The organism is Halomonas qinghailakensis (assembly GCF_025820815.1).
In the GTDB taxonomy this organism is placed as follows: domain Bacteria; phylum Pseudomonadota; class Gammaproteobacteria; order Pseudomonadales; family Halomonadaceae; genus Vreelandella; species Vreelandella qaidamensis.
This window is the reverse complement of record NZ_CP096973.1, coordinates 2,141,604-2,162,370: the sequence shown is the minus strand read 5'-3', so window position 1 is coordinate 2,162,370 and position 20,767 is coordinate 2,141,604. Positions and strand designations below refer to the sequence as shown.

The window sequence follows — 20,767 nt, the reverse complement described above, 5'->3', positions numbered from 1 at the left end:
CTATGCTGCTTACCCTGGCAGATGCTGCCGAGCCCTGCGATACCCTGAGCGAACTGCACAGCGACGCCCAGACGGTTTACTGGCTGTCTCGCTGCCCGCAAACGGGCGACATGCAGCTTTGGCAGTGGCGAGCTAACAGCAATAAGCCGCCGCACTGTGTAATAGAAGAAGCGGTGGGTAGCCGCGTGAACCAGTACGGCGGTGGCAGCTACACGCCACTGCTAGGGGGCGTCGTATGGGTGCGCCAGCACGACCAAGCCATCATGCAGCTCGGCTGCCACGGTACAAGCTACTGCTGGCAACAGCGCCCGCAAACCGCCTACGGTGGGCTGTGCGCCGACCCTAAGCGCCAGCGTGTATTAGCGGTTGAGGAAGATGTCCACGGTCAGCGGCTGGTCGCCGTCACTGATAGCGATCGGCAGGTATTGGCAAAAGGTGCCGACTTCTACGGCGCGCCGATAATAAGCGACGATGGTAACTATCTAGCGTGGGTGAGCTGGTCACTGCCTTATATGCCGTGGCAGCGTAGTCAGTTGCACTTCGCAAACATCGCAGCCGACGGTACGCTTCAAGCCTTTGAAAGCTGGGACTTCGGCGCAGCGATTAGTCAGCCACAGTTTGGCCCACATAACGCGTTGATCTGCATCAGCGATCACACTGGCTGGTGGCAACCCTGGCAGGTTAATCTGGCCTCCCCCATCTGCCTGAGCAGCGCCCCTGTTGATCACGTCACCACGCCATGGCAGCTCGGTGAGCGCCAGCACGCTTGGCGAGACAATCGGCAGGTTTACTGCCAACTACACCAGGGTGCAGCGCAGCTATACCGCCGTACCGGCGAGCAGGTGGAAGCACTGCTATCCGACCCCGGCCGCGTGGCAAGCATCACGCTGGCACAACACGGCGATTACGCCATAGTGCAAAGCGCCACCAGCGGCGCCCAGCTTATACGGTTCAACGAAAATGGCTCACGCAGATACTTAGTGGGTAACATCGTGGGTAACGCAAACTCAGTGGGTAACGCACACTCAGTGGATAGCGCAAACTCAACGGGTAGCGTAATCGCAAAAGCACCTGCCACCGCCCAGTGGGTTGAAGCGCCGGTTGGTAATGAAGGCGAAACGGTTCACGGCTTTTTCTACTCAGCCTCAGCTAGCCCCGCTGCACCGCTGATTGTGCGCGTTCACGGCGGACCAACCGCCGCCACCTACCCCATCTACGATCCGCTGGTGGCCTATTGGCAGCAGCAGGGCTTTCACGTTTTAGATATCAACCCCCGTGGCAGCGGCAACTTTGGTCGCCGCTACCGTGAATGTTTAGCCGGCCAGTGGGGCGTCAGCGATACCGAGGATGTGATTGCACTGGTAAACGCCGTTTGCGCACGCTTTGCGATTGACACAGCGCGCTGCTTTATTCGCGGCCAAAGCGCGGGCGGCTTTACTGCCCTCAATGCCCTAGCGGCCACACCGCTATTTGCTGCGGCCACCAGCCTGTACGGGGTCACCAATGCGCTCACCCTAGCGGCACAAACCCACCGCTTTGAGTCCGGCTATCTGGGCTGGCTAATCGGCGATGACGCCCTGCTAGCTCAGCGCAGCCCTGCCTATAAGATTAGCCTGTGCACAAGACCTATTCAGGCGCTGTTTATTCAGGGTGGTCAAGACGCGGTGGTGGTACCGGAGCAGACACACGCCATGGCGCGACATATTGAGCAGCATGGTGGCGAAGCACAAACACTGCTGTTTGATAACGAACGCCACGGCATTCGCCATCCTAGCGCTCGCCAAACCATGCTGGCCCGCGAGCTGGCCTTTTATCAGCATTTTTAATTACGTTTTCAACAACATTTCTAATCGCACGTACATCAACAGCGTGCCTTATACCCCGCGACAGCACCAAGGTCGTAGCGCAACAACCCCCTAAGGTGCTTAAGATAATGGTTAATAACTATAAACGAGACCGCCCCATGACCTCACCGCTCACGCAACTACGTAAGTTTGTCGCTCCTGAAATTATTTTTGGCGACGGGGCGCGCCACGCTGCAGGCAACTATGTCACCACCTTCGGCGCAGAAAAGGTGCTACTGGTCTCCGACCCCGGCGTGCTGCTGGCGGGTTGGGTCGCCGATATTGAAGCCAAGTTGCTGGAAGCCAACATTGCCGTTGAGCGCTTTACCGCCGTATCGCCCAATCCACGGGTCGATGAGATTATGGCCGGTGCCGAGATTTACCGTGAAACCGGCTGCAAAGCGATTGTGGCGGTAGGCGGCGGCAGCCCCATGGACTGCGCCAAAGGCATTGGCATTGTCACCGCCCACGGCGGCCACATTCTTGATTTTGAGGGAGTTGATACGATTCGCGTGCCCATTCCGCCGCTGATCTTTATTCCCTCAACGGCGGGCACCTCGGCGGATATTTCCCAGTTTGCGATTATTTCCGACCAGCAGCGACGCATGAAATTCTCAATCATCAGCAAGGCCGTGGTGCCGGATGTATCGCTGATCGATCCTGAGGTCACCATGACCATGTCGCCCTATCTCACCGCGTGTACTGGGATCGACGCGCTGGTGCATGCTATCGAAGCGTTTGTTTCAACCGGGAGTGGGCCGCTAACCGATGCCCACGCCTTAGAGGCCATGCGCTTAATTAGCAGCCATCTTGAAGCACTAGTGGCTAACCCAACCGATGGCGAGCTGCGTGCCCAAGTAATGCTGGGCAGCATGCAAGCAGGACTGGCGTTTTCTAATGCGATTTTAGGCGCAGTACACGCGATGTCCCATAGCTTGGGGGGCTTCTTAGATTTACCCCACGGCCTGTGTAACGCCATGCTGTTAGAGCATGTGGTGGCTTATAACTACGAAGCCGCTCCGGATCGTTTTAAACGAGTTGCCGACGCCGTTGGCATCGACTGCCGAGGGCTAACACAGCAACAGGTTAAACAGGCGCTATTTACGTACTTAGTCGATTTAAAGCATGCGGTTGGACTGGGCGGGACCCTTGGCGTAATGGGCGTCTCACGCAGCGATGTGCCATTTCTCACCAACCATGCGCTGGGCGATCCCTGCATTCTGACTAACCCTCGTCGCTCCAACTCACGTGACGTGGCAGTGGTCTACGAAGAGGCACTATGAAAAAAGCCAGCGACCCTTCGGGCTTTTCGGTCAGCGACCTGCTCGGGCTAGGCCAGCAGTCGGCGCGTAAAAGCTACTACCGCGAGCTTTCCGTGCGTTTAGAAGAGCTGGAGGTTGAGCGCAACCGCTACAAGTGGCTGTTCGAAAACGCGCTACACGGAATTTTCCAGGCGTCGCTTTCCGGCAAGCTGCGCGCCGCCAACCCAGCGCTTGCCGCTATGCTCGATGATAGTAGTGTGGCGCATACGCTCGAACGCTGCGCGCGCTTTGATGCGCTATTTGTTAACACGTCTACAGGGCAACAGCTGCGCGACCTGCTACTCACGCAAGGACACGTAACGGGTCAAACCACCTGGCTGCAAGGTGCCTCCGGTCATCAGGTGCCCGTAGCAATTACACTAATACGTAAGCCCGCCGAGCTTGTCGGGGACGAAGACCTGATCGAAGGGTTTGTAGCGGATATTACCGAGCGCGAGCGAGCGCGACAGCATTTAGAAACCCTCAACGCCCATCTAGAGGCACGCGTCGTTGAACGCACTCAAGCGCTTGAGCGGCTCAACGAGGAGCTTAGAAGCGCCCGTGATGCGGCAGAGTTTGCTAATCAAAGTAAAGACCGCTATCTAGCCGCCGCTAGCCATGACCTGCTGCAACCCATGAATGCTGCGCGCTTACTGGTGGCCTCGCTACAGGAGCGGCTGACCGATAGCGAGAATCTGGCTTTGGTTGAGAGTGTGCAAAACTCACTGGAAGGTGCCGAAGCGATACTTTCCGATCTGCTTGATATCTCCCGCCTGGACCACGGTCAGGTGCAACCTCAGCTACGCCACTTTAAGCTCGACGATATCCTCAGCAACTTGGCTGATGAATTTACCCCGGTGGCGCAACGTAAAGGGCTAACGTTGCGCTATGTGCCTTCTCATCAAGCGGTGACCAGCGACCCTTATCTACTCAGCCGCATTGTGCGCAACTTTCTGGCTAACGCCTGCCGCTATACCCAGCGTGGCGGGATCTGCCTGGGTGTCCGCCGCCATAGTGACGATAGCCTGGCCGTGCAGGTGGTTGATAGCGGTATTGGTATTCCCGAAAGTGACTACCAGCTTATTTTTCGCGAGTTTCATCAACTCAATGCCACCCGCGCCCGTGATCGCCAGGGTGTGGGCTTAGGGCTTGCCATTGTGGAGCGAATTAGCCAACGCCTTGAGCACCCCCTCTCGGTGCGCTCTGCACCCGGCCAAGGCTCCTGCTTTGCTATTACGGTGCCCCGTGCCAATGGCATTTCCTTTAGCCAAGCCCCAGCCCCCAGCGCGCCGCTCTCCGCTGACGATGAATTTGAAGGGCTGCGCGTGCTGATCCTGGATAACGAGCCAACAATTTTGCAAGGCATGGCGCTGCTGTTAAGTGAATGGAAAATCAGTTGCGATACTGCCCTGGATGTCGATACCGCTAAAGCCTGCCAGGAGGCACCGGATATGCTGTTAGTTGACCTGCATCTAGATGATAACGTCACTGGCCTAGAGGCTATTCGCCAACTTCGTCAGCACTGGCACGACCCGCACTTGCCAGCGGCTATTCTCAGTGCCGACCGCTCTGACCACTGGCAGAGGCGGCTGCGTCATGCAGGCGTTCCGCAGTTAAACAAGCCGGTACGCCCCGGCAAACTGCGCGCGCTGCTGCGTAGCCTGCTCAATGGCTAAGCTCAGTTTCCAACAAGCCTGTATCTCCCTGCCTAATGGGGTGCAGGGAGTGCTAGCCTACGCGCCCCAGTTAACCCGCGCTCATGTCAGCATCGCCATTGCGGCAGGCTATTTGGATGAGCCACCCGCTCTGCCTGGGCTGGCCCACCTGTTAGAGCACGTGCTGACCACAGCGCCGCTGGAAACCTCTTCTAACACCAGCCTACTCACCTGGTTTGCCCAGCACCAGGGCAGCCTGAATGCCCATACTGATGACTACATCACTGATGTGCACTTCTCGATACCAGCAAACAAACTAGAAGCAGCGGCGCTCACCGTTGCCCGTCAGCTCGCTAGGCCACCGCTGCCCTTATCGACTATTCGCGCTGAAGTGGCGGCGATCGATGCCGAGTGGAACGCCCGTCAGAACAGCGCCCAAATGCAACGTCTGGATGCCCTCGCGGCACTTGCTGACCCACAGCATGTTGGTGCAGGCTGCCGCCATGGCAACGCGCAAACCCTAGGCAGTGACACGGCGCTGCTACTTGAAGCGCTCACCACGCTTCATCGCGCCTATTACCATGGCGGCCGCGTTAGCATCGCCATTATCAGCCCCTGGGAGATGGTAGACATGACGCGCCTTGCCCAACACATGGCCGCGCGGTTTAGTCCATCACCACCCAACGCTCCTTCGCTTGCCATTGCGCCCCGTTGGAGCCGCCAGCTCAGCGCGAAGGTAGCCAGTACGGGCAATACCGTTGAGCTACTGTGGCCGTTGCCATCGGCCATTGCACGTCATCAGCTTATCGCCCTTAGCGGCTTAGCTGATTCGGTACAGCAAGGCTATTTTGTAGAACAATTTCCTGATTCGATTACCGACTACCGCGCAACTCTGGCCCCTAGCGGGGCGACAGACGCCTTTAGCTTACTGTTAAGTGGCACTGCGAAACAGGAGCAGGTGAAAGCCCTTGCGGCTGCTCTAAGTGAGCGCTTAGCAACCTTCTTCACAACCCTGCCCGGGACAACACCTAACGATCACGACACTATTTGGCAGCCACCCGCTGATACGGTGCAGTTAGCCCCTGCTTGGTTTACCCACGCCCGCCGCCAAGCGCTTGCTCGTCGTTTCGCTACGCCGCCCTCTGAACATCAAGCTGCCCCAAGCCCATTCGCCGCTGGCAACGCCCGTTGGCTAATCGGTAACGCGCCTACACCGGCTTCACCGGCTTCACCTCGCGCTGTTGATGCTTCCCCAACGCCTTTACCCACCGTGCAGTGTTGGTGCGGTCAGTACGCTGTTGATGAGGATTTCGGTGCACTTGCCGATAACGCCTGGGCGGCCTGCTTTGTGCCGGGGGCAATGATTGTACCCAGCCCGCTCACCGCTCAGGGTCTGGCGCTTCAGGGCATTGTCTTCAAGCAAGAGAGCTCGCCCCATGGTAGTTGGGTAATAGTGATGGGTAGTCAAGCCAATCACGCTATGGTGGCGCTATTAGAAAAAGCCACATTAGCCGCCCCCAACGCTCATGAAGGGCTGCTGGCCCAGCAATTGGTTCAGCGCTTAGCGCCGCTGCCAGCCACGCCTGCGCTATGGGTTTCCCATGGCACAGAGGTCGCTGTCGTTTGCAACGCACTAGCGAATTTGGCGAGCCGCATTGAAAAACACACGGTGCAGGCTTCTCTCGCCGACTTACCATCCAGCACCGCCATCATGCGGACACTGAGCCTACCGGGCACTTCCAGCCAGCGATTGCTATTGGCACTTGCAGAGCAGCATCACAGCGCGGCTTTTTTTCAGCAGGCACGCTACGACCATCACTTGGGCTATGTGGCGGCAGTTCGCAGGGGCGACGGCGCGCCTTGCTCACTTGGCTATGTCGTACAAACCAGCAAAGATGCTGGCTCGGCAGGGATGAAACAGATAGAGGAAAGACTAATAGCCATCACCGATGCCCTCTGGAAAACGTCGAATGGCGTTCTGCAGACGTACCTGCCAACGCTAACACCGCCTGAAACGCCACTGGCTGCGCTGATTCTCCAGTGGCAAAGCCTCTTGGCAGGTACTAATCAGCCACTGCATCGGCTTGGGCAGCAAAGCCTCCATTCACAGGCGCTTGGCGACTTAACCCAGATAAACAGCGTTGGCCGCTGGCAAACCCACTGGCTGGATAGCGCTGGTCACTATCAATTTAACGAGTCAGCGATTGAGGAACTGGGAAAAATCGATATCGTTGGCGGATAAAATCGCTTGTACACGACTGGTTACCCCCAGCTTGCGTAAAATCGCCGACACGTGGGCTTTCACCGTGGTTTCCGCAATATTGAGATGATAAGCAATCATCTTGTTAGATTCACCGCGGGTCATGTGCTCTAACACTTGTAGCTGCTTGCGGGTCAACAGGCGCAGTTGTTCTGCGGTAAAGCCTTGATCCTGATGGCGACGTTTACGAATACTGTCCGGCGCGCGCATGGCATCAGCAGGTAGAAAGATATTGCCTTCCAGCACCTGGGCAATGGCGTGACGCATCTGGTCACGGGGCAATGATTTGGTAATAAACCCCGCCGCACCGCAGGAAACCGCCTGCAGAATAATCTGCTTATCCTCTTCCGCAGAGACAATCACTACCGGAATCGTCGGTTGCTCATTACGCAGCTGCAAAAGCCCCGTTAACCCATTCATGCCAGGCATATTTAAATCTAGCAGTATTAAATCAATATCCGCATCTTGCTGAGCATGTGCGAGGGCCGTATCAAAGTCTTCTACCTCGATAACCTCAGCATCTGGGTAAGCTTCGCGGATCACCCGTGCTATCGCATCGCGTACCAGGGGATGATCGTCGGCAATCAAAAATTTATACGTCGCTGTCATTATTATGGTTGCCTATGGTTTAGCTAAATCCCGCTTACTATGTCCTTTATGACACTCTACTAAGTCATCCCTGCTAAGTCATCACTACCAAGTCATCACTACCGAGTCATCACTACCGAGTCATCTCTACTGGGTCATCCACCTTGCTTGAAGCAACTTCCCACCACCAAGCGGAGTTAGGCTATTATTCGACGCCTTTCTGCTTAAAGGTGCTAGCGAATTCGATCAGCGATTGAGTCAACCAAACGAGGGCGGGGTCGTTGGCATACAGCCCGTGTTGAATCAGCGTCATATTAAGTGCAGGTAACTCTTTAGGTGGCACGACAATACGCACTGGCAGCATCGTGACAAATCGCTTAGCCATTTGGCGTGGCAGCGTCATGATCGCATTAGTGAGCGCAACGACCCGCGCTGCCGCAATATAATTTAAGTTCTTTGAAATCACCCGCCGTGTTAAGCCGTGCTGCACTAAGCAACTATCGATATTACTTGGCCTTAAACCGGTGATATCCGTCAGTGCTACATGCGGTTCACGGGCAAACTGGTGAAGCTCCAGTGCATCGCCTACCTGGTTATTATCCGTTGCCGCTAAACAAACCAATGCCTCATCCATCCAAGCATGCTGGATGACCCCACTGGGCAGCGCGCTTTGGCTATCCAGCCCGACCACCATATCCACTTGTCGCTGCTCCAGGCCCTCACTCAGTACGTTAGGAGTAATCAGCTCAATGGAAAAGCTGATATCCGGCGCGTAAGTCAGCAATTGGCTAAGAAAAGTCGGGTACATGACCTCTTCAAAATAATCCGTGGTAGCCAGGGTAAAATGCCGCGCACTGGTGGCTGGTAAAAAGTTGGTCGGCGGGGCGAGTCCTTCTTGCAACATGGCCAGCGCCTGCTGCACCACGGGCAATAGCGCCAGCGCACGAGGCGTTGGCTGCAGCCCCGTGTTTGTCCGTATTAATAATGGATCTTCCAGCGCATCCCGCAACCTTTTTAACGCATGGCTAAGCGCTGGCTGGCTTAAATGCAGTTTTTCCGCCGCCCGAGTGACATGGCGTTCACGCATTAGCGCTTCAAATACCAACAGAAGATTTAAATCAAAATGACGAAGCGAACGCATAGCGCCTCACTATTTATTTAACGAATAGTTTCATTCTAAACATTCATTTCATTCATCGCTAAAAATTCCTTATCGTCGCGCTTCTTCTCGCCTAATCCCCCCGATTTATTGTTACTGCACACCATAGGAGTAAACGCTAGGTGACCCCATCTCAGATCATGCCAAGCCTGTTTGGTGATGTTATTTCTACCTTTATGGGCGTGCCGAAGGCCACCGATCCTAAAACGACCGATGCTGAGGTAGTGGTTAGCGGCGTGCCCTTTGATCTGGCGTGCTCTGGACGATCAGGCACCCGCATGGGGCCAAACGCCATTCGTCAAAGCACTGCTAACCTGATCTGGGAGGGCAAACGCTGGCCCTGGGACTTCGCCTTGGAAGATCGGCTAGGGGTATGCGACGCGGGCAACCTGGACTACGCCTACGGCGAGCCGGAAAGCCTAGTCGACAACCTTGAAACCCACGCTTTGCGTTGGCTTAAAGCGGGTAAAAAAATGCTCACTTTGGGCGGCGATCACTATATCAGTCTGCCTCTGCTGCGCGCTCATGCCCGTGAGCATGGCCCGCTGGCACTGATTCATTTTGATGCTCACACCGACACCTATGAGCAAGGCACGCGTTTTGACCATGGCACTATTTTCCACCATGCCTTAAAAGAGGGGTTGGTAGTGCCGGAGCACTCGCTACAAATTGGTATTCGCACCAGCTACGACCGCCATAACCACCCTTATGAAGTGCTAGATGCCGACTGGGTAAATGAACACGGCCCTGCCGCTGTCATGGAACGCATCCGTGCCCGTGTTGGCTATCATCCGGCTTATATCAGCCTGGACATTGATGGCTTAGACCCTGCCTACGCGCCAGGAACCGGGACACCGGTATGTGGCGGCATGTCTACCGACCTAATGCTAAAAGTGATCCGCGGCATGGTCGGCATGGAGTTAATTGGCATGGATGTGGTTGAAGTAAACCCCGCTTACGACCATGGCGATATCACGTCACTCGCTGCAGCCACCCTGGGGCTAGAGTTTTTATATACGCTGGCCGCGTCTAAATAGCCTTTTAGCCCCTGCAAGTACCCGCCCACTACTGAGCAAAACGTAACTACCCCAGCAAGGCGTAACATTTTGGTTACGCCTTGCGACGAAGTGTTAATGACCAAAGTGATAATGGCGATTTTCTGCGCAGTGCATAATATATAGAATAACAATATAACTAAAAAATATATATTAGACTTCTCTTCAGGAGTTAACCATGCATAAGCCACTATTGCTGAACCGTCGAGAGCTACTGAAAGTAGGCACTGGACTAGGGATCAGCAGCCTTCTTCCTTTTAGCGCAGTCTCTGCTAATACCCTACAAACCCAGGCTCACATCGTCATTCTTGGCGGCGGCGCGGCGGGCATGGCAATGGCTAATCGACTAGCCACACGGCTCGAAGGAGGAACCATTACACTGGTTGAGCCGCGCAGCACACACCATTATCAACCAGGCTGGACACTGGTTGCCTCGGGCGTTTGGCAGCCTGATAAAACCATGCGCCCTAATGCTCAGTTTGTGCCGCGAGGAGTGAAGTGGGTGCGCGAATACGCAGCCAGCATTGATGCCGATAATAAACGAGTCGGCCTTGCCAATGGTGCAACACTAGACTACGACTACCTAGTGGTGGCTACGGGCATTCAACTTAACTATCACCTGATCGAAGGCATGTCGCCGTCGTTAGTAGGTCAACATGGAATTGGCAGTGTCTACGCCAGCATTGAGGGTGCTACGCGCACCAATCAGGCTATTCAGACATGGTTAGATAGCGGCCAAGGCAAAGGCATTTTTACCGCGGCCCCCACGCCGGTTAAGTGTGCTGGCGCACCGCTTAAAATGACCTTTACGACATTAAGTCGCTTGGAAGCTTCGGGGCGGCGCGATGCCTTTGAGGTAGACTTTATGGCACCTGGCGACGCCCTGTTTTCTCAGCCTTGGGTTAATGAATTCGTTAAACAGCGCTTTGACGAGCAAGGTGTCAATAGGCGGCATCACTATCGCCTTTCCGCCATTGATCCTCAGGCCAAGCAGGCTGAGTTCACCTTTGTTGGCCCTGACAGCGAATTCACCTCGCATCACCAGCTTCGCGAAGCTGAGTTCAGACGCGATAACCAACCCACGGTGATTGCGGACTATGATTTTATTCACGTAGTGCCGCCGATGAGTGCTCACGACTTCGTCAAGCAGAGTGCGCTTATCGCTCAAGACGGCCCATTCAGAGGCGAATGGTTAGATGTCGACATCTACACCATGCAGCACAACCGCTACCCCGAAGTGTTCGGTATTGGCGATGTCATCGGCGCACCGATTAATAAAACGGCTGCTAGCGTTAAGGCCCAAGCGCCTGTAGTAGAAGCCAACCTGATTGCTGTCATGCAAGGAAACCCGCCACCCGCCCGTCATACCGGCTACACCTCATGCCCCATGATTACCGGCATTGGCAAGGCTATGCTGGTGGAGTTTGGTTATGAAGACAACTTCGCCTTTATGCCGTCTTTCCCGTTTATTGATCCTACTGACGAGTCTTGGGTTACCTGGGTAATGAAAGATCGCATGCTTCAACCCGCTTATTACGCCGTTCTTGAAGGCCAAGCTTAAGGAGCACCATTATGACCCTTACCGGCATCATTACGATTTTAATGTACGCGCTCGCCCCCTTCATTTGGCTAATGTTAGCAGCCGCTGTGATTATCGTTGGCCTACACCTTTTCGCTTATCTGCGTGGCTACCAAATCACCCATCACCGTAGCGTGCTTGCTCTACTATTGGCCGGACTGGTCGGGCTAACAGCCTTTGTTTGGGTGCCCTGGTTTACTCACTCTACGCTGGATTACGTCGCGACAGTGGTTGACTGGGTGGCGTTGACAGGCGCCGCAATCGCAACCTTTATTGTTGCCTTGATAGTCTTACACCCTTTGAGCTATTTAATCAGTGATCGGCGTACCGATTGAGCATTCCAATGTGACTCAGCCAACGCGTACGTGGGCTGAGTCAAAACCGCCGGTGACACCATTTATAATGTGAGTGAAGGCTAATACTCTTCACGCACCAGCGTCGCATCAAAAGACACATCAATATCCATGGTATTGCTGTGATCATGCTCTTCTGTCATCGACGCCACATAGGCAAGCGACGTTGCAACACGCCCTTTAACCCGACCGGTGTCACCATCGATTTCCAGCAGCGCTATCTCAATGGGCACGTCTTGTTCAGTGCCATAGTGGGGCAACATTCCGCTTTCTGGAAAGTAGCTCACTGAGGCATCACCCGTGTCACCATTCATCACTATAAAGCTAATGCTCAGCGTGCCTTGGGTTTCAAATCGCGGTTCTCTATGCCCTTGGACAGTGACATTCACCATGCCCGGCATCAGCTCAGAAAAATTAGCTGTTGAGCCTTCTGAGTGAGTAACAATGTGCCACTCTTTAGGCTCGCCATCCAACGTACCGCTGATCTCGTCCGCAACGACGTGTCCGGCCCCCCACATAAGCCCACCCAGGAGTAGTGAGCTCATTCCCAAGCGTTGTTGTTTTGTCATTTTAGCTCCCCCATACGTTTCGCTCGCTAACCGTAGAGGTGCTTCCCTGCACCTCTATTAGCTTAGCCCTGAGAAATTAGCTTAGCCCTGAGAAGCCGCTAGCGCTTGGTCAATGTCTGCCAGCAAATCATCGATATGCTCAATGCCAATCGACAAGCGCACCATATCCGGCGTGACACCAGCAGCCTTTAACTCCTGCTCGTTTAATTGGCGGTGGGTAGTAGATGCTGGAATCGAAGAGCAGCTCTTGGCGTCGCCGATATTAACCAAACGCAGAATCAGCGCCAGAGCATCGTAGAAGCGCTCACCTGCGGCCTGGCCGCCTTCAATGCCAAAGCTAAGAATCCCCGAGGCATGGCCGTTCATATAGCGCTTAGCTAATGCATGGTCAGGGTGGTTTTCCAAACCTGCGTAGTGCACCCAGGTGACTAACGGATGGCTTTCCAAATGCTTGGCAACGGCTAACGCATTGGCACAAATGCGTTCAATCCGCAGCGACAGCGTTTCCAGCCCCTGCAGCAGGTTCCAGGCCGCTTGAGCCGAAAGCGCCGCGCCCATGTTGCGTAGCGGTACCACGCGAGCACGGGCAATAAAGGCGGCGTCGCCCACATCGCGAGTATAGCTAACGCCGTGATAGGAGATATCCGGCTCGTTTAGTAGCGGGAAACGGCTGGCATTTTCCGCCCAAGGGAACTTACCTGAGTCGACAATCACACCACCGACAGTAGTGCCGTGGCCACCAATATATTTGGTGGCCGAGTGAACGACAATATCTGCTCCGTGTTCGATGGGGCGACATAGAAACGGCGTTGCGGTGGTGTTATCCACAATCACCGGCACCCCATGACGGTGGGCTGTGTCAGCCAACTTTTGCAGGTCTACCACGCCACCAGATGGGTTACCGATACTCTCGCAAAACACTGCTTTGGTACGCTCGTCAATCAGCGCTTCAAGGCCGTCGATATCATCTTTATCGGCAAACCTGACTTGAATGCCTTGGCGTGGCAAGGTGTGGGCAAACAAGTTGTACGTGCCGCCATACAGCTCACTAATCGAGACAATATTATCGCCCGCTTCAGCAATGGTTTGGATCGCATAGGTAATCGCAGCCATCCCAGAGGCCACTGCCAACCCCGCAATGCCGCCTTCCAATGCGGCCACCCGCTGCTCCAGTACGGCGCAGGTTGGGTTCATAATGCGCGAGTAAATATTCCCTTCCACTTTTAGATCAAACAGATCCGCTGCGTGCTGGGCGTTATCAAATGAGAATGACGTGGTCTGGTGGATCGGCACGGCAACAGCGTTTTGTGAATCAGGTGCATAACCATGATGAAGGGCAATCGTTTCAGGCTTCATAAGAACAGCTCGCTAGTTGATGAAGGATCATCCTTGATCCTAAACAAGCGACACCCCGAAGGCCAATGTCGTTTAGTCTGGGGGTCGCCAGAGCCGTTCTTATTAATGCGTGGCGCTTAGGCGCCAAGCAAACGGTTAATTTCTCACGGTAATCACTGAGCACTTGGCGGCATGGCTAACTTTGTGTGAAACACTGCCGATCATGACACTCCCTAGGTCACTAAGCCCTCGACTGCCCATCACGATCGCATCAACGCTATTGGCCTTGGCTACGTCTAAAATTACTCTGGCGGGATCACCGCTAACCAATAGCCGTTCAACCTGGGGCGCACCTGCTTGAGTGGCAAAGACAGAGGCTTTTTCTAACAGTGTTTCACCTGCTTGTTCGCGCTCTGCTAAGGTCGACTCAGGATTTACCACGCCTAATCCCCAGACCATCGTAGTTTTGTAGCCGAGCACTTCAGGCACATGCAGCAAATATACTTTTGACAACCCTTCTTTTTTCAGCAAATGACAAGCAACGTCAACCGCTTGCTTGGCATGTTCAGAGCCATCGACCGGCACTAGAATTGAATCAAACATGACCTCACACTCCTTTATTTTTTATAAATAGATACAGGTTTTAAAACAGCAGCGGTCAGCCAATGCCTGTCGGGAAGCCACGCATCATGTGGTAGTATATTTGGCTAATAGACCGCATTAACGCCCCCTGCTTTCAGCGTGCCGATATCGCTCAACTAGAGATAGCAACACCCCATTTTGCCCACCACTGTTTCGGTACTAAGGCTCATTCTGGTCGTCAAACCACAACAAAACGACTATTGATTAAGTTATTGCCCATACCCAGGAGGTATCATGGAACTGCGCCACTTACGCTACTTTTGCGTCGTTGCTGAAGAGCTGAACCTCACCTGTGCCGCTGAACGCCTGCATATGTCGCAACCTCCTTTATCTCGCCAAATTAAACAGTTGGAACAGGAAGTTGGCACTGTGCTGTTTGAACGCAGCTCTCGGGGCTTACGCCTAACGCCCGCCGGTACTTTTTTCCAGCAACATGCACTGCAAATATTAGAAAAAGTTGAAGTTACTATAGACGCCACCCGGCGTATGGCGCGCAGCCAAAGAACACTCTTCGGTGTGGGCTTTGTTCCTTCTGTCTTTTATGGCCAACTGCCGATGCTAGTCCGTGACCTAAGAAAACGGGAAAATATCGAGCTATCGCTGGCAGAGATGACAACGGTCCAGCAAATCCAAGCACTTAAAGCAGGACGCATTGATATTGGCTTTGGAAGGCTACGCATTGATGATCCTGATGTTGAGCAAGAGATCCTGTTTAACGAGCCTTTAATAGCAGCACTCCCAACAGGCCACCCGTTAGAGGGCACGTCACCTACTTGTGAAGAGCTCGCCAGCAACCCACTGATTATTTTTCCTGCTAAACCACGCCCTAGCATGGCAGACGTGGTGCTGGGTATCTTTCGTCGTCAGCGGTTAAAAATCGATGTCGTGCAAGAAGCCAATGAGCTGCAAACGGCGTTGAGCCTTGTGGCTTCGGGGATTGGTATTACCCTGGTGCCTGAACAAGTTAAACGGGTTCAACGTGAAGGTGTTTCCTACGTAACGCTTGCCGATAAGAGCATCACGACGCCTGTGGTATGTAGCCGTCGACGGGGCGACAAACCATCACCCATCATGGAAGAGGCAAACGCAATTCTAAAGGTGCTTGTGGACAATCGTCGCTCAGGGCGTTACCCCTAACGGACTAAACCTCATTAAACAAACCTCATTAAATAAAGCGGTAGATTGAATCTTTCCCTGCAAACCCCAGGTGTAAAAAAATCCCGCTTTGCGAAAGCAATAACGGGACAAGGAGAATATTGAGTAAAAGGGCTAAAAAAGAATAACAAATAAGAAGTGACCGAGTTTTAGCCTGTCTTTTCCAACACGTTGCGAGCGAAGATAAATTCAAAGTCTTTTGTTTCAAAAATCGCTGAAACAATGACACCTAACACCAGCGCCCAGAACGTGGCACCAATGCCCAGAATTTGCAGGCCAGAAGCCGCAATCAGAAAGGCGAACAGCGCGCCTATTTCATGCTTTTTACCAGCAAAGGCAATCGACATTGAGGAGGTAATGACGCGCATCAGCGCAAGCCCAGCAATAATCGCGATAAAATAGCGCGGTGTCGCTTCCAGCAGGCTGACGACATAGCCGTAAAAGGGCGCTGCCACCACAAAGATAGCCGCCGCCACCACTGCCGCGACCCAGCGCTTATCATGGGTACCTGCCTCGGGGGACGAGCAGATTCCAGTCATTGGTGCGGCAATGCAGGTACTGTGCAGGTTAAAAAACGCCGATACCATGGTGCCAAAGCCACCCACGGCAGTAATGCCGTTGGCAGGCACCTCTTTGTAGCCCATTCCTTTCACCAAGCCCACGCCCGCAGGGGTTTCCATACCGACTAGAATAATCGCCAACGGCAGGCCATAAGTGAGAAAAGCACTTAGGGTGAAGTGGGGAACAATAAACTCCGGAAAACGGATCGTCGCTTCGATACCTGATAGGTCAACGCCTGTCGCTATCAGGTAAAGAATACCTGCGAGCATGGCCACGATCAGAGGGGGAATTTTACGAAATAGCCGTGCGGAAATGAAAAATGCCAGAATCATAATCGAGGCTGGCACTATCGCGTTCTCCAGCGGGCGTACCATATTGAGTCCAAAGCTCAGTAGCATACCTGCCACCATACCCATCACGATTGGCATGGGGATTAAGCGCATCACAATCCCCATCACCCCCGTTAGGCCCGCCACCAGCGCAATCGCCCCCGCAATTAGGCTGGCTCCTAACGCCGCTTCTAACCCCACCACGGGAATAACGGCGGCGAACATTAGCGCCCCTGGAATTGAGTTAGCCATTGGAATGGGCAGCCGATAATAAGCGGGCATCACCAAACCAAATAGCCCGTTGATCATCAGGTAACTGATCACCCAGATCATAATAAACGAAGAGTCTAGTCCAGCAGCAGTGCCCGCACTGATATGAACGACGCCAACGCTAAGGCCTAAAATACCGGCGACCAAACCGGTACTGGCATTATCAACATTCAGGTCGCGCAGGAAATCACGGGGCGCGTGCCTGAGGCTAACGCCTTTCTCTATATGTTTCACGGTGTACTCCAGGGTATTGTTATGATTAGCGTTGAAGTGACTATAGCGATAGATGGGTTATCCGAGATCACCACCTGCAACGGGTAATACGCTGCCGGTGATGTAGCTGGCGTCGTCAGACGCAAGGAACAAAATGGGGGCGACCATTTCATCCAACGTGCCATAACGACCCATTAGGCAACTCTGCTTGGTTTGATCAATGTGCGCTTGAAACCAAGCTTTTTCTGTCTCGCTGGTCGGCTCTGGTGTGCCCCGTGAAATACGCCGTGGTGGCGCTTCAGTGCCGCCAGGGGCTGTCGCAACGACGCGAATGCCATGCTCGGCGTACTCAAATGCCAGCGAAGCGGTCATTGCGTTAACCCCACCTTTCGCCGCCGAATAAGGAATGCGGTGAATACCACGGGTGGCAGCGGAGGAGACGTTAACAATCACGCCGCTACCCTGTGCCACCATCACAGGAAGCGCCGCCCGACAGCACCATAGCGTAGGCATTAAAGAGCGATTGATCTCGGCGGCTATTTGCTCGTCCGTAAATTCAGTGAACGGTTTAAAATTAATCGCACCGCCCACGTTATTGATTAAAATATCGATACGCCCAAACTGCTTATATGCCACCTGCATTGTTTGCTCAGCACCAGCCCATGTCTCTAGGTCCGTTTGCACACCAACGACCTGACGCCCCTGCCCGCTTAGCTGGTCGACAACTTCGTGAATGAGGTCAGCGCGGTCTACCAGAACCAAACGCGCGCCTTCCGCCGCAGCGCGCTCAGCAAGACGCCGCCCGATCCCTTGGGCTGCGCCAGTGATCACCATGACGCGATCTTGAAAGCGTAAACGGTTAAGACACTGGCTACTCATGCGCGCTCTCCCACTTGATTCGGAGTGAACTTCTCGTAGTGGAAGCTCTGCGGCGTAATACCTTCGGTATCAAAATGGTTAAGTACCGCATCCACCATGGGGGGCGGGCCGCAAAGGTAGACATCAATATCACCATCGTGCAGAACGCCCGCATCCATGTGGTGGGTGACATATCCCTTCCGCGGATGCTCGCTGGCGTCGTCAACCACGACCGTTGAGTAGCTAAAATTCGGCAACGCTTCCTTAAAGGCATCTAACGCATCGGTTTTCACTAGGTGATCATCTTTATTGACGCCGTAGACCATATGGATCGGTGCGTCGCACTCTTTTTGTACCAACTGCGCCAGCATCGATAAGAACGGTGCTAACCCAGTACCGCCTGCCAACATCAGCACCGGCCGGGTCACCTCGCGCAGGTAGAAACTACCCAGCGGGCCAGTCAGCTTAAGCCGATCACCCCCCTTTGCCCGTTCGGTTAAGTAACCGCTCATCACCCCGTTAGGGATATTACGGATAAGGAAAGTGGCTCGTTTATCGCCAGGCAGTGAGCTAAATGAGTAAGAGCGATGCACCTCAGTGCCTGGCACATCAATATGGATATATTGTCCGGGTAGGAAGGTCAGACCGTCGGCGTTTTCCAGATCAACGACAAGCTCAATGCTATCTTCAGAGAGCGACTCGACTGCTGCGACCGTGCCCTCAACGCTGCCTACCTGGGTTTTACACAGTGTCGAGGCCACCGGCACTTGGATAACGCAGTCTGATGAGGGCACCATTTGGCATGTTAGCACCTGTCCTTCAGCCACCTCCTCGTCCGAAAGTGCCTCTTCTAGGTACTCGTCACCCATGTCAAATTGGCCCTGTTCGCAATATCCCTTGCAGGTGCCACATACCCCGTCAGAGCAGTCCATCGGCAGGTTAACTTTTTGCCGATACGCAGCATCAAGAACGGTTTCCCCTTCTTTACAACCGATAAAACGGGTCACGCCGTCTTCAAAGTTGAGGGCAATGGTATAGCTCATGGTTGAATCTCCTCCCACATCAGGTCAAATGTGGTAAACGTCGATGACCTGCTGGATATAGTCGTTGTTCAGCTGTACGACTTTTCTTGTGATGAGCGGTGTTTCACCCGACACATCCAGGGTGTAAAACGCTGCCCCGAAAAAGCTGTCGGTGACTTTGTAGCGGTGGCTAAGCGTGTGCCAGTTAAAGCGCAGCTCCACCTTATCGCCCTCTTGGGAAAGTATTTCGAGGTTGCTAATTTGGTGGGTGGTGCGTGGCTCAGGTGTGCTTGCACCGCTACGCTCGGTCTTAATCCGATAAACCCGGTCTTCCAGCCCTTCACGATTGGCGTAGTAGATCAGTGAAATTTCACTGTGTGGGTCACGGGTCAACTGGTCGTCGTCATCCCAAGCGGGCATCCAAAACTCAGCGTCTTTGTGGTAGCAGGCCAACCATTCGTCCCACTCGCGGTCGTCCAGTAAACGGGCTTCGCGGTACAGGAAGGCTTGAAGGTCGTGATAGGTAATGCTCATAGTGGTTTCTCCCCTGGTCACTCGGCGCCTAGGTGTCTAAACACTTAGGCGGATGCGGTGGCAATGAACTGACTGCGCTCTTTATCAATTGCGCGCAACATTTCGTCGACCCAGTGTTTGTGGTGCAACACGTAGAGGCCTTCATCTTCGGGGGAAGCGCCACTCAGCAGTGGTTTCATATCGATTGCCTGGGCATTTTCGTCAGCCCCTTCAACCCACTGTTTCGCGCCGCGAGAGAGGTCATTCCATTCCGCTAACGCACCGTTGTAGCCTTCTTGGCAAGCGCGGAACTCTTCAAGATCATCTGGGGTGCCCATACCAGAGACGTTAAAGAAGTCTTCATACTGGCGGATACGCACAGCGCGGTTTTCAGCCGACTCGCCTTTAGGAGCGAAGCAGTAGATGGTGACTTCGGTTTTGTTAACGTCGATGGGGCGCAACACGCGAATTTGCGTGGAGAACTGATCCATCAGGTAGACGTTAGGGTAGAGACACAGGTTACGCGTTTGGTTAACGATGGAATCTGCACGGGCGTCGCCCAGCTGCTCCTGAATCCACTCTTTTTGCTGATAGACCGGGCGCACTTCAGGATTAAGCAGACGTGTCCACAGCATCATGTGGCCATTTTCGTAAGAGTAGAAACCGCCTTTACTCTTCGACCAGCCATCAGCGTCCACCGCTTTGGTGCCGCCTGCATCGTAGTTACGACGCTCCATGGTGGAGGCATAGTTCCAGTGCACTGAGCTTACGTGGTAGCCATCGGCACCGTTTTCAGCCTGGAGTTTCCAGTTTCCTGAATAGGTGTAAGAGGATGTGCCACGCAGAATTTCCAAGCCTTCCGGTGCTTGATCAACGATGTTATCGATAATCTTGGTGGTTTCGCCCAGATGTTGCTCAAGAGGTTGAACATCCGCACTCAAACTGCCGAACAGGAAGCCTTTGTAGTTTTCAAAGCGAGGCAGGCGTTTCAGGTCATGGGAGCCATCTTCTTTAAAAGCGTCGGGGTAGGCACCGACCTTCTCGTTTTTGGCTTTCAGTAACTTGCCGTCGTTCTTAAACGTCCAGCCGTGGAACGGGCAGGTAAAGGTGCCTTTGTTGCCGCGCTTGCGGCGACACAGCGTCGCGCCACGGTGAGCACAGGCATTAATCAGTCCATGTAGCTCGCCCTGTTTGTCACGGGTGATAATCACCGGCTGGCGGCCCATAGTGACGGTCATGTAGTCGCCCGGCTCAGCGATTTGGCTTTCGTGGGCCAAAAATAGCCAGTTGCCTTCAAAGATATGCTTTAGCTCGAGTTCAAAGAACTCAGGGTCAGTAAACATACTGCGATGGCAGCGAAAAACACCGTTCTCTGGTTCGTCTTGTACGGCACCGCGCACGCGGGCTTCGAGCTGATCAAGCTTCGTGGTCATGATCTCTCTCCTGGTAGTTATCGGTCTTATCGCAGCGGGCCTAGGGGCTGGCCCGCGTTCATCAGGATGGGGT

The 20,767-nt window shown here is 54.0% G+C and carries 18 protein-coding genes; 8 read left to right on the top strand and 10 right to left on the bottom strand.

Annotation, left to right across the window (positions count from 1 at the left end):
• The first annotated feature begins 2 nt into the window (after positions 1–2).
• The 4 genes from M0220_RS10170 to M0220_RS10155 all read left to right on the top strand — a co-directional run bounded on the left by M0220_RS10170 (position 3) and on the right by M0220_RS10155 (position 7,042).
• A complete protein-coding gene (locus tag M0220_RS10170; RefSeq protein ID WP_264017556.1) occupies positions 3–1,826 on the top strand; it encodes an alpha/beta hydrolase family protein in 1,824 nt (607 codons plus the stop codon).
• A gap of 137 nt (positions 1,827–1,963) precedes the next feature.
• Positions 1,964–3,127: an alcohol dehydrogenase-like regulatory protein ErcA gene (ercA, locus tag M0220_RS10165; protein ID WP_030070705.1), complete on the top strand. Its 1,164-nt coding sequence runs from the start codon at positions 1,964–1,966 to the stop codon at positions 3,125–3,127.
• Positions 3,124–4,821, top strand: a complete 1,698-nt coding sequence (locus M0220_RS10160) for a PAS domain-containing hybrid sensor histidine kinase/response regulator (RefSeq protein ID WP_264017555.1) — start codon at positions 3,124–3,126, stop codon at positions 4,819–4,821. Before ercA ends, M0220_RS10160 begins: the two co-directional genes overlap by 4 nt.
• A complete protein-coding gene (locus M0220_RS10155) occupies positions 4,814–7,042 on the top strand; it encodes an insulinase family protein (RefSeq protein WP_264017554.1) in 2,229 nt (742 codons plus the stop codon). Before M0220_RS10160 ends, M0220_RS10155 begins: the two co-directional genes overlap by 8 nt.
• Here M0220_RS10155 and M0220_RS10150 read toward each other — a convergent pair.
• A complete protein-coding gene (locus M0220_RS10150; protein ID WP_030070712.1) occupies positions 6,998–7,669 on the bottom strand; it encodes a response regulator in 672 nt (223 codons plus the stop codon). The two genes, M0220_RS10155 and M0220_RS10150, sit on opposite strands and share 45 nt — an antisense overlap.
• 184 nt (positions 7,670–7,853) lie before the next feature.
• Entirely contained in the window at positions 7,854–8,789 is a 936-nt protein-coding gene (locus tag M0220_RS10145; protein ID WP_030070714.1) for a LysR family transcriptional regulator, read from the bottom strand.
• 158 nt (positions 8,790–8,947) lie between these two features.
• Here M0220_RS10145 and speB point away from each other — a divergent pair, with 158 nt between their 5' ends.
• The 3 genes from speB to M0220_RS10130 all read left to right on the top strand — a co-directional run bounded on the left by speB (position 8,948) and on the right by M0220_RS10130 (position 11,776).
• The gene (gene speB, locus M0220_RS10140) at positions 8,948–9,844 is read left to right on the top strand and encodes an agmatinase (protein ID WP_264019216.1); all 897 of its coding nucleotides are present in this window, start codon (positions 8,948–8,950) and stop codon (positions 9,842–9,844) included.
• Positions 9,845–10,040: 196 nt separating this feature from the next.
• Positions 10,041–11,423, top strand: coding sequence for an NAD(P)/FAD-dependent oxidoreductase (locus tag M0220_RS10135; protein ID WP_264017553.1), 1,383 nt, complete (start codon positions 10,041–10,043; stop codon positions 11,421–11,423).
• 11 nt (positions 11,424–11,434) lie between these two features.
• Positions 11,435–11,776 (top strand): DUF5368 family protein, encoded by a 342-nt coding sequence (locus M0220_RS10130; RefSeq protein ID WP_264017552.1) that lies wholly within the window; start codon positions 11,435–11,437, stop codon positions 11,774–11,776.
• Positions 11,777–11,856: 80 nt separating this feature from the next.
• Here the strand turns inward: M0220_RS10130 and M0220_RS10125 are convergent, their stop codons facing one another.
• The 3 genes from M0220_RS10125 to M0220_RS10115 form a co-directional block, all read right to left on the bottom strand.
• The gene (locus tag M0220_RS10125; RefSeq protein ID WP_264017551.1) at positions 11,857–12,363 is read right to left on the bottom strand and encodes a hypothetical protein; all 507 of its coding nucleotides are present in this window, start codon (positions 12,361–12,363) and stop codon (positions 11,857–11,859) included.
• 81 nt (positions 12,364–12,444) lie between these two features.
• Positions 12,445–13,719: an O-acetylhomoserine aminocarboxypropyltransferase/cysteine synthase family protein gene (locus M0220_RS10120; RefSeq protein WP_264017550.1), complete on the bottom strand. Its 1,275-nt coding sequence runs from the start codon at positions 13,717–13,719 to the stop codon at positions 12,445–12,447.
• 135 nt (positions 13,720–13,854) lie between these two features.
• Positions 13,855–14,301, bottom strand: a complete 447-nt coding sequence (locus tag M0220_RS10115) for a universal stress protein (RefSeq protein WP_264017549.1) — start codon at positions 14,299–14,301, stop codon at positions 13,855–13,857.
• Between the two features lie 273 nt (positions 14,302–14,574).
• On the opposite strand from M0220_RS10115, the gene M0220_RS10110 reads away from it, so the two are divergent.
• A complete protein-coding gene (locus M0220_RS10110) occupies positions 14,575–15,477 on the top strand; it encodes a LysR family transcriptional regulator (RefSeq protein WP_264017548.1) in 903 nt (300 codons plus the stop codon).
• Positions 15,478–15,644: 167 nt separating this feature from the next.
• Here M0220_RS10110 and M0220_RS10105 read toward each other — a convergent pair whose 3' ends face one another.
• Genes M0220_RS10105 through M0220_RS10085 form a run of 5 tightly spaced genes read right to left on the bottom strand, consistent with a single transcriptional unit; the run spans position 15,645 to position 20,694 of the window.
• A complete protein-coding gene (locus tag M0220_RS10105; RefSeq protein WP_264017546.1) occupies positions 15,645–16,889 on the bottom strand; it encodes a benzoate/H(+) symporter BenE family transporter in 1,245 nt (414 codons plus the stop codon).
• A gap of 57 nt (positions 16,890–16,946) precedes the next feature.
• Entirely contained in the window at positions 16,947–17,747 is an 801-nt protein-coding gene (gene benD, locus M0220_RS10100) for a benzoate diol dehydrogenase BenD (RefSeq protein ID WP_264017545.1), read from the bottom strand.
• Positions 17,744–18,769: a benzoate 1,2-dioxygenase electron transfer component BenC gene (benC, locus tag M0220_RS10095; protein WP_264017544.1), complete on the bottom strand. Its 1,026-nt coding sequence runs from the start codon at positions 18,767–18,769 to the stop codon at positions 17,744–17,746. The genes benD and benC overlap by 4 nt, the downstream gene beginning before the upstream one ends.
• Before the next feature lie 24 nt (positions 18,770–18,793).
• The gene (gene benB / locus M0220_RS10090; protein WP_030070748.1) at positions 18,794–19,282 is read right to left on the bottom strand and encodes a benzoate 1,2-dioxygenase small subunit; all 489 of its coding nucleotides are present in this window, start codon (positions 19,280–19,282) and stop codon (positions 18,794–18,796) included.
• Between the two features lie 44 nt (positions 19,283–19,326).
• On the bottom strand, positions 19,327–20,694 hold the full coding sequence (locus M0220_RS10085; RefSeq protein WP_264017543.1) for a Rieske 2Fe-2S domain-containing protein: 1,368 nt from the start codon (positions 20,692–20,694) through the stop codon (positions 19,327–19,329).
• Positions 20,695–20,767 lie beyond the last annotated feature (73 nt).

What these genes read in the sequence shown, in the direction of transcription:
- M0220_RS10170 (WP_264017556.1), top strand. Translation starts at nt 3, where the DNA reads ATGCTGCTTACCCTGGCAGATGCTGCCGAGCCCTGCGATACCCTGAGC.
- M0220_RS10130 (WP_264017552.1), top strand. Translation starts at nt 11,435, where the DNA reads ATGACCCTTACCGGCATCATTACGATTTTAATGTACGCGCTCGCCCCC.
- benB (WP_030070748.1), bottom strand. Translation starts at nt 19,282, where the DNA reads ATGAGCATTACCTATCACGACCTTCAAGCCTTCCTGTACCGCGAAGCC.
- M0220_RS10160 (WP_264017555.1), top strand. Translation starts at nt 3,124, where the DNA reads ATGAAAAAAGCCAGCGACCCTTCGGGCTTTTCGGTCAGCGACCTGCTC.
- M0220_RS10085 (WP_264017543.1), bottom strand. Translation starts at nt 20,694, where the DNA reads ATGACCACGAAGCTTGATCAGCTCGAAGCCCGCGTGCGCGGTGCCGTA.
- M0220_RS10155 (WP_264017554.1), top strand. Translation starts at nt 4,814, where the DNA reads ATGGCTAAGCTCAGTTTCCAACAAGCCTGTATCTCCCTGCCTAATGGG.
- M0220_RS10145 (WP_030070714.1), bottom strand. Translation starts at nt 8,789, where the DNA reads ATGCGTTCGCTTCGTCATTTTGATTTAAATCTTCTGTTGGTATTTGAA.
- M0220_RS10120 (WP_264017550.1), bottom strand. Translation starts at nt 13,719, where the DNA reads ATGAAGCCTGAAACGATTGCCCTTCATCATGGTTATGCACCTGATTCA.
- M0220_RS10150 (WP_030070712.1), bottom strand. Translation starts at nt 7,669, where the DNA reads ATGACAGCGACGTATAAATTTTTGATTGCCGACGATCATCCCCTGGTA.
- M0220_RS10115 (WP_264017549.1), bottom strand. Translation starts at nt 14,301, where the DNA reads ATGTTTGATTCAATTCTAGTGCCGGTCGATGGCTCTGAACATGCCAAG.
- ercA (WP_030070705.1), top strand. Translation starts at nt 1,964, where the DNA reads ATGACCTCACCGCTCACGCAACTACGTAAGTTTGTCGCTCCTGAAATT.
- M0220_RS10110 (WP_264017548.1), top strand. Translation starts at nt 14,575, where the DNA reads ATGGAACTGCGCCACTTACGCTACTTTTGCGTCGTTGCTGAAGAGCTG.
- benD (WP_264017545.1), bottom strand. Translation starts at nt 17,747, where the DNA reads ATGAGTAGCCAGTGTCTTAACCGTTTACGCTTTCAAGATCGCGTCATG.
- speB (WP_264019216.1), top strand. Translation starts at nt 8,948, where the DNA reads ATGCCAAGCCTGTTTGGTGATGTTATTTCTACCTTTATGGGCGTGCCG.
- benC (WP_264017544.1), bottom strand. Translation starts at nt 18,769, where the DNA reads ATGAGCTATACCATTGCCCTCAACTTTGAAGACGGCGTGACCCGTTTT.
- M0220_RS10135 (WP_264017553.1), top strand. Translation starts at nt 10,041, where the DNA reads ATGCATAAGCCACTATTGCTGAACCGTCGAGAGCTACTGAAAGTAGGC.
- M0220_RS10125 (WP_264017551.1), bottom strand. Translation starts at nt 12,363, where the DNA reads ATGACAAAACAACAACGCTTGGGAATGAGCTCACTACTCCTGGGTGGG.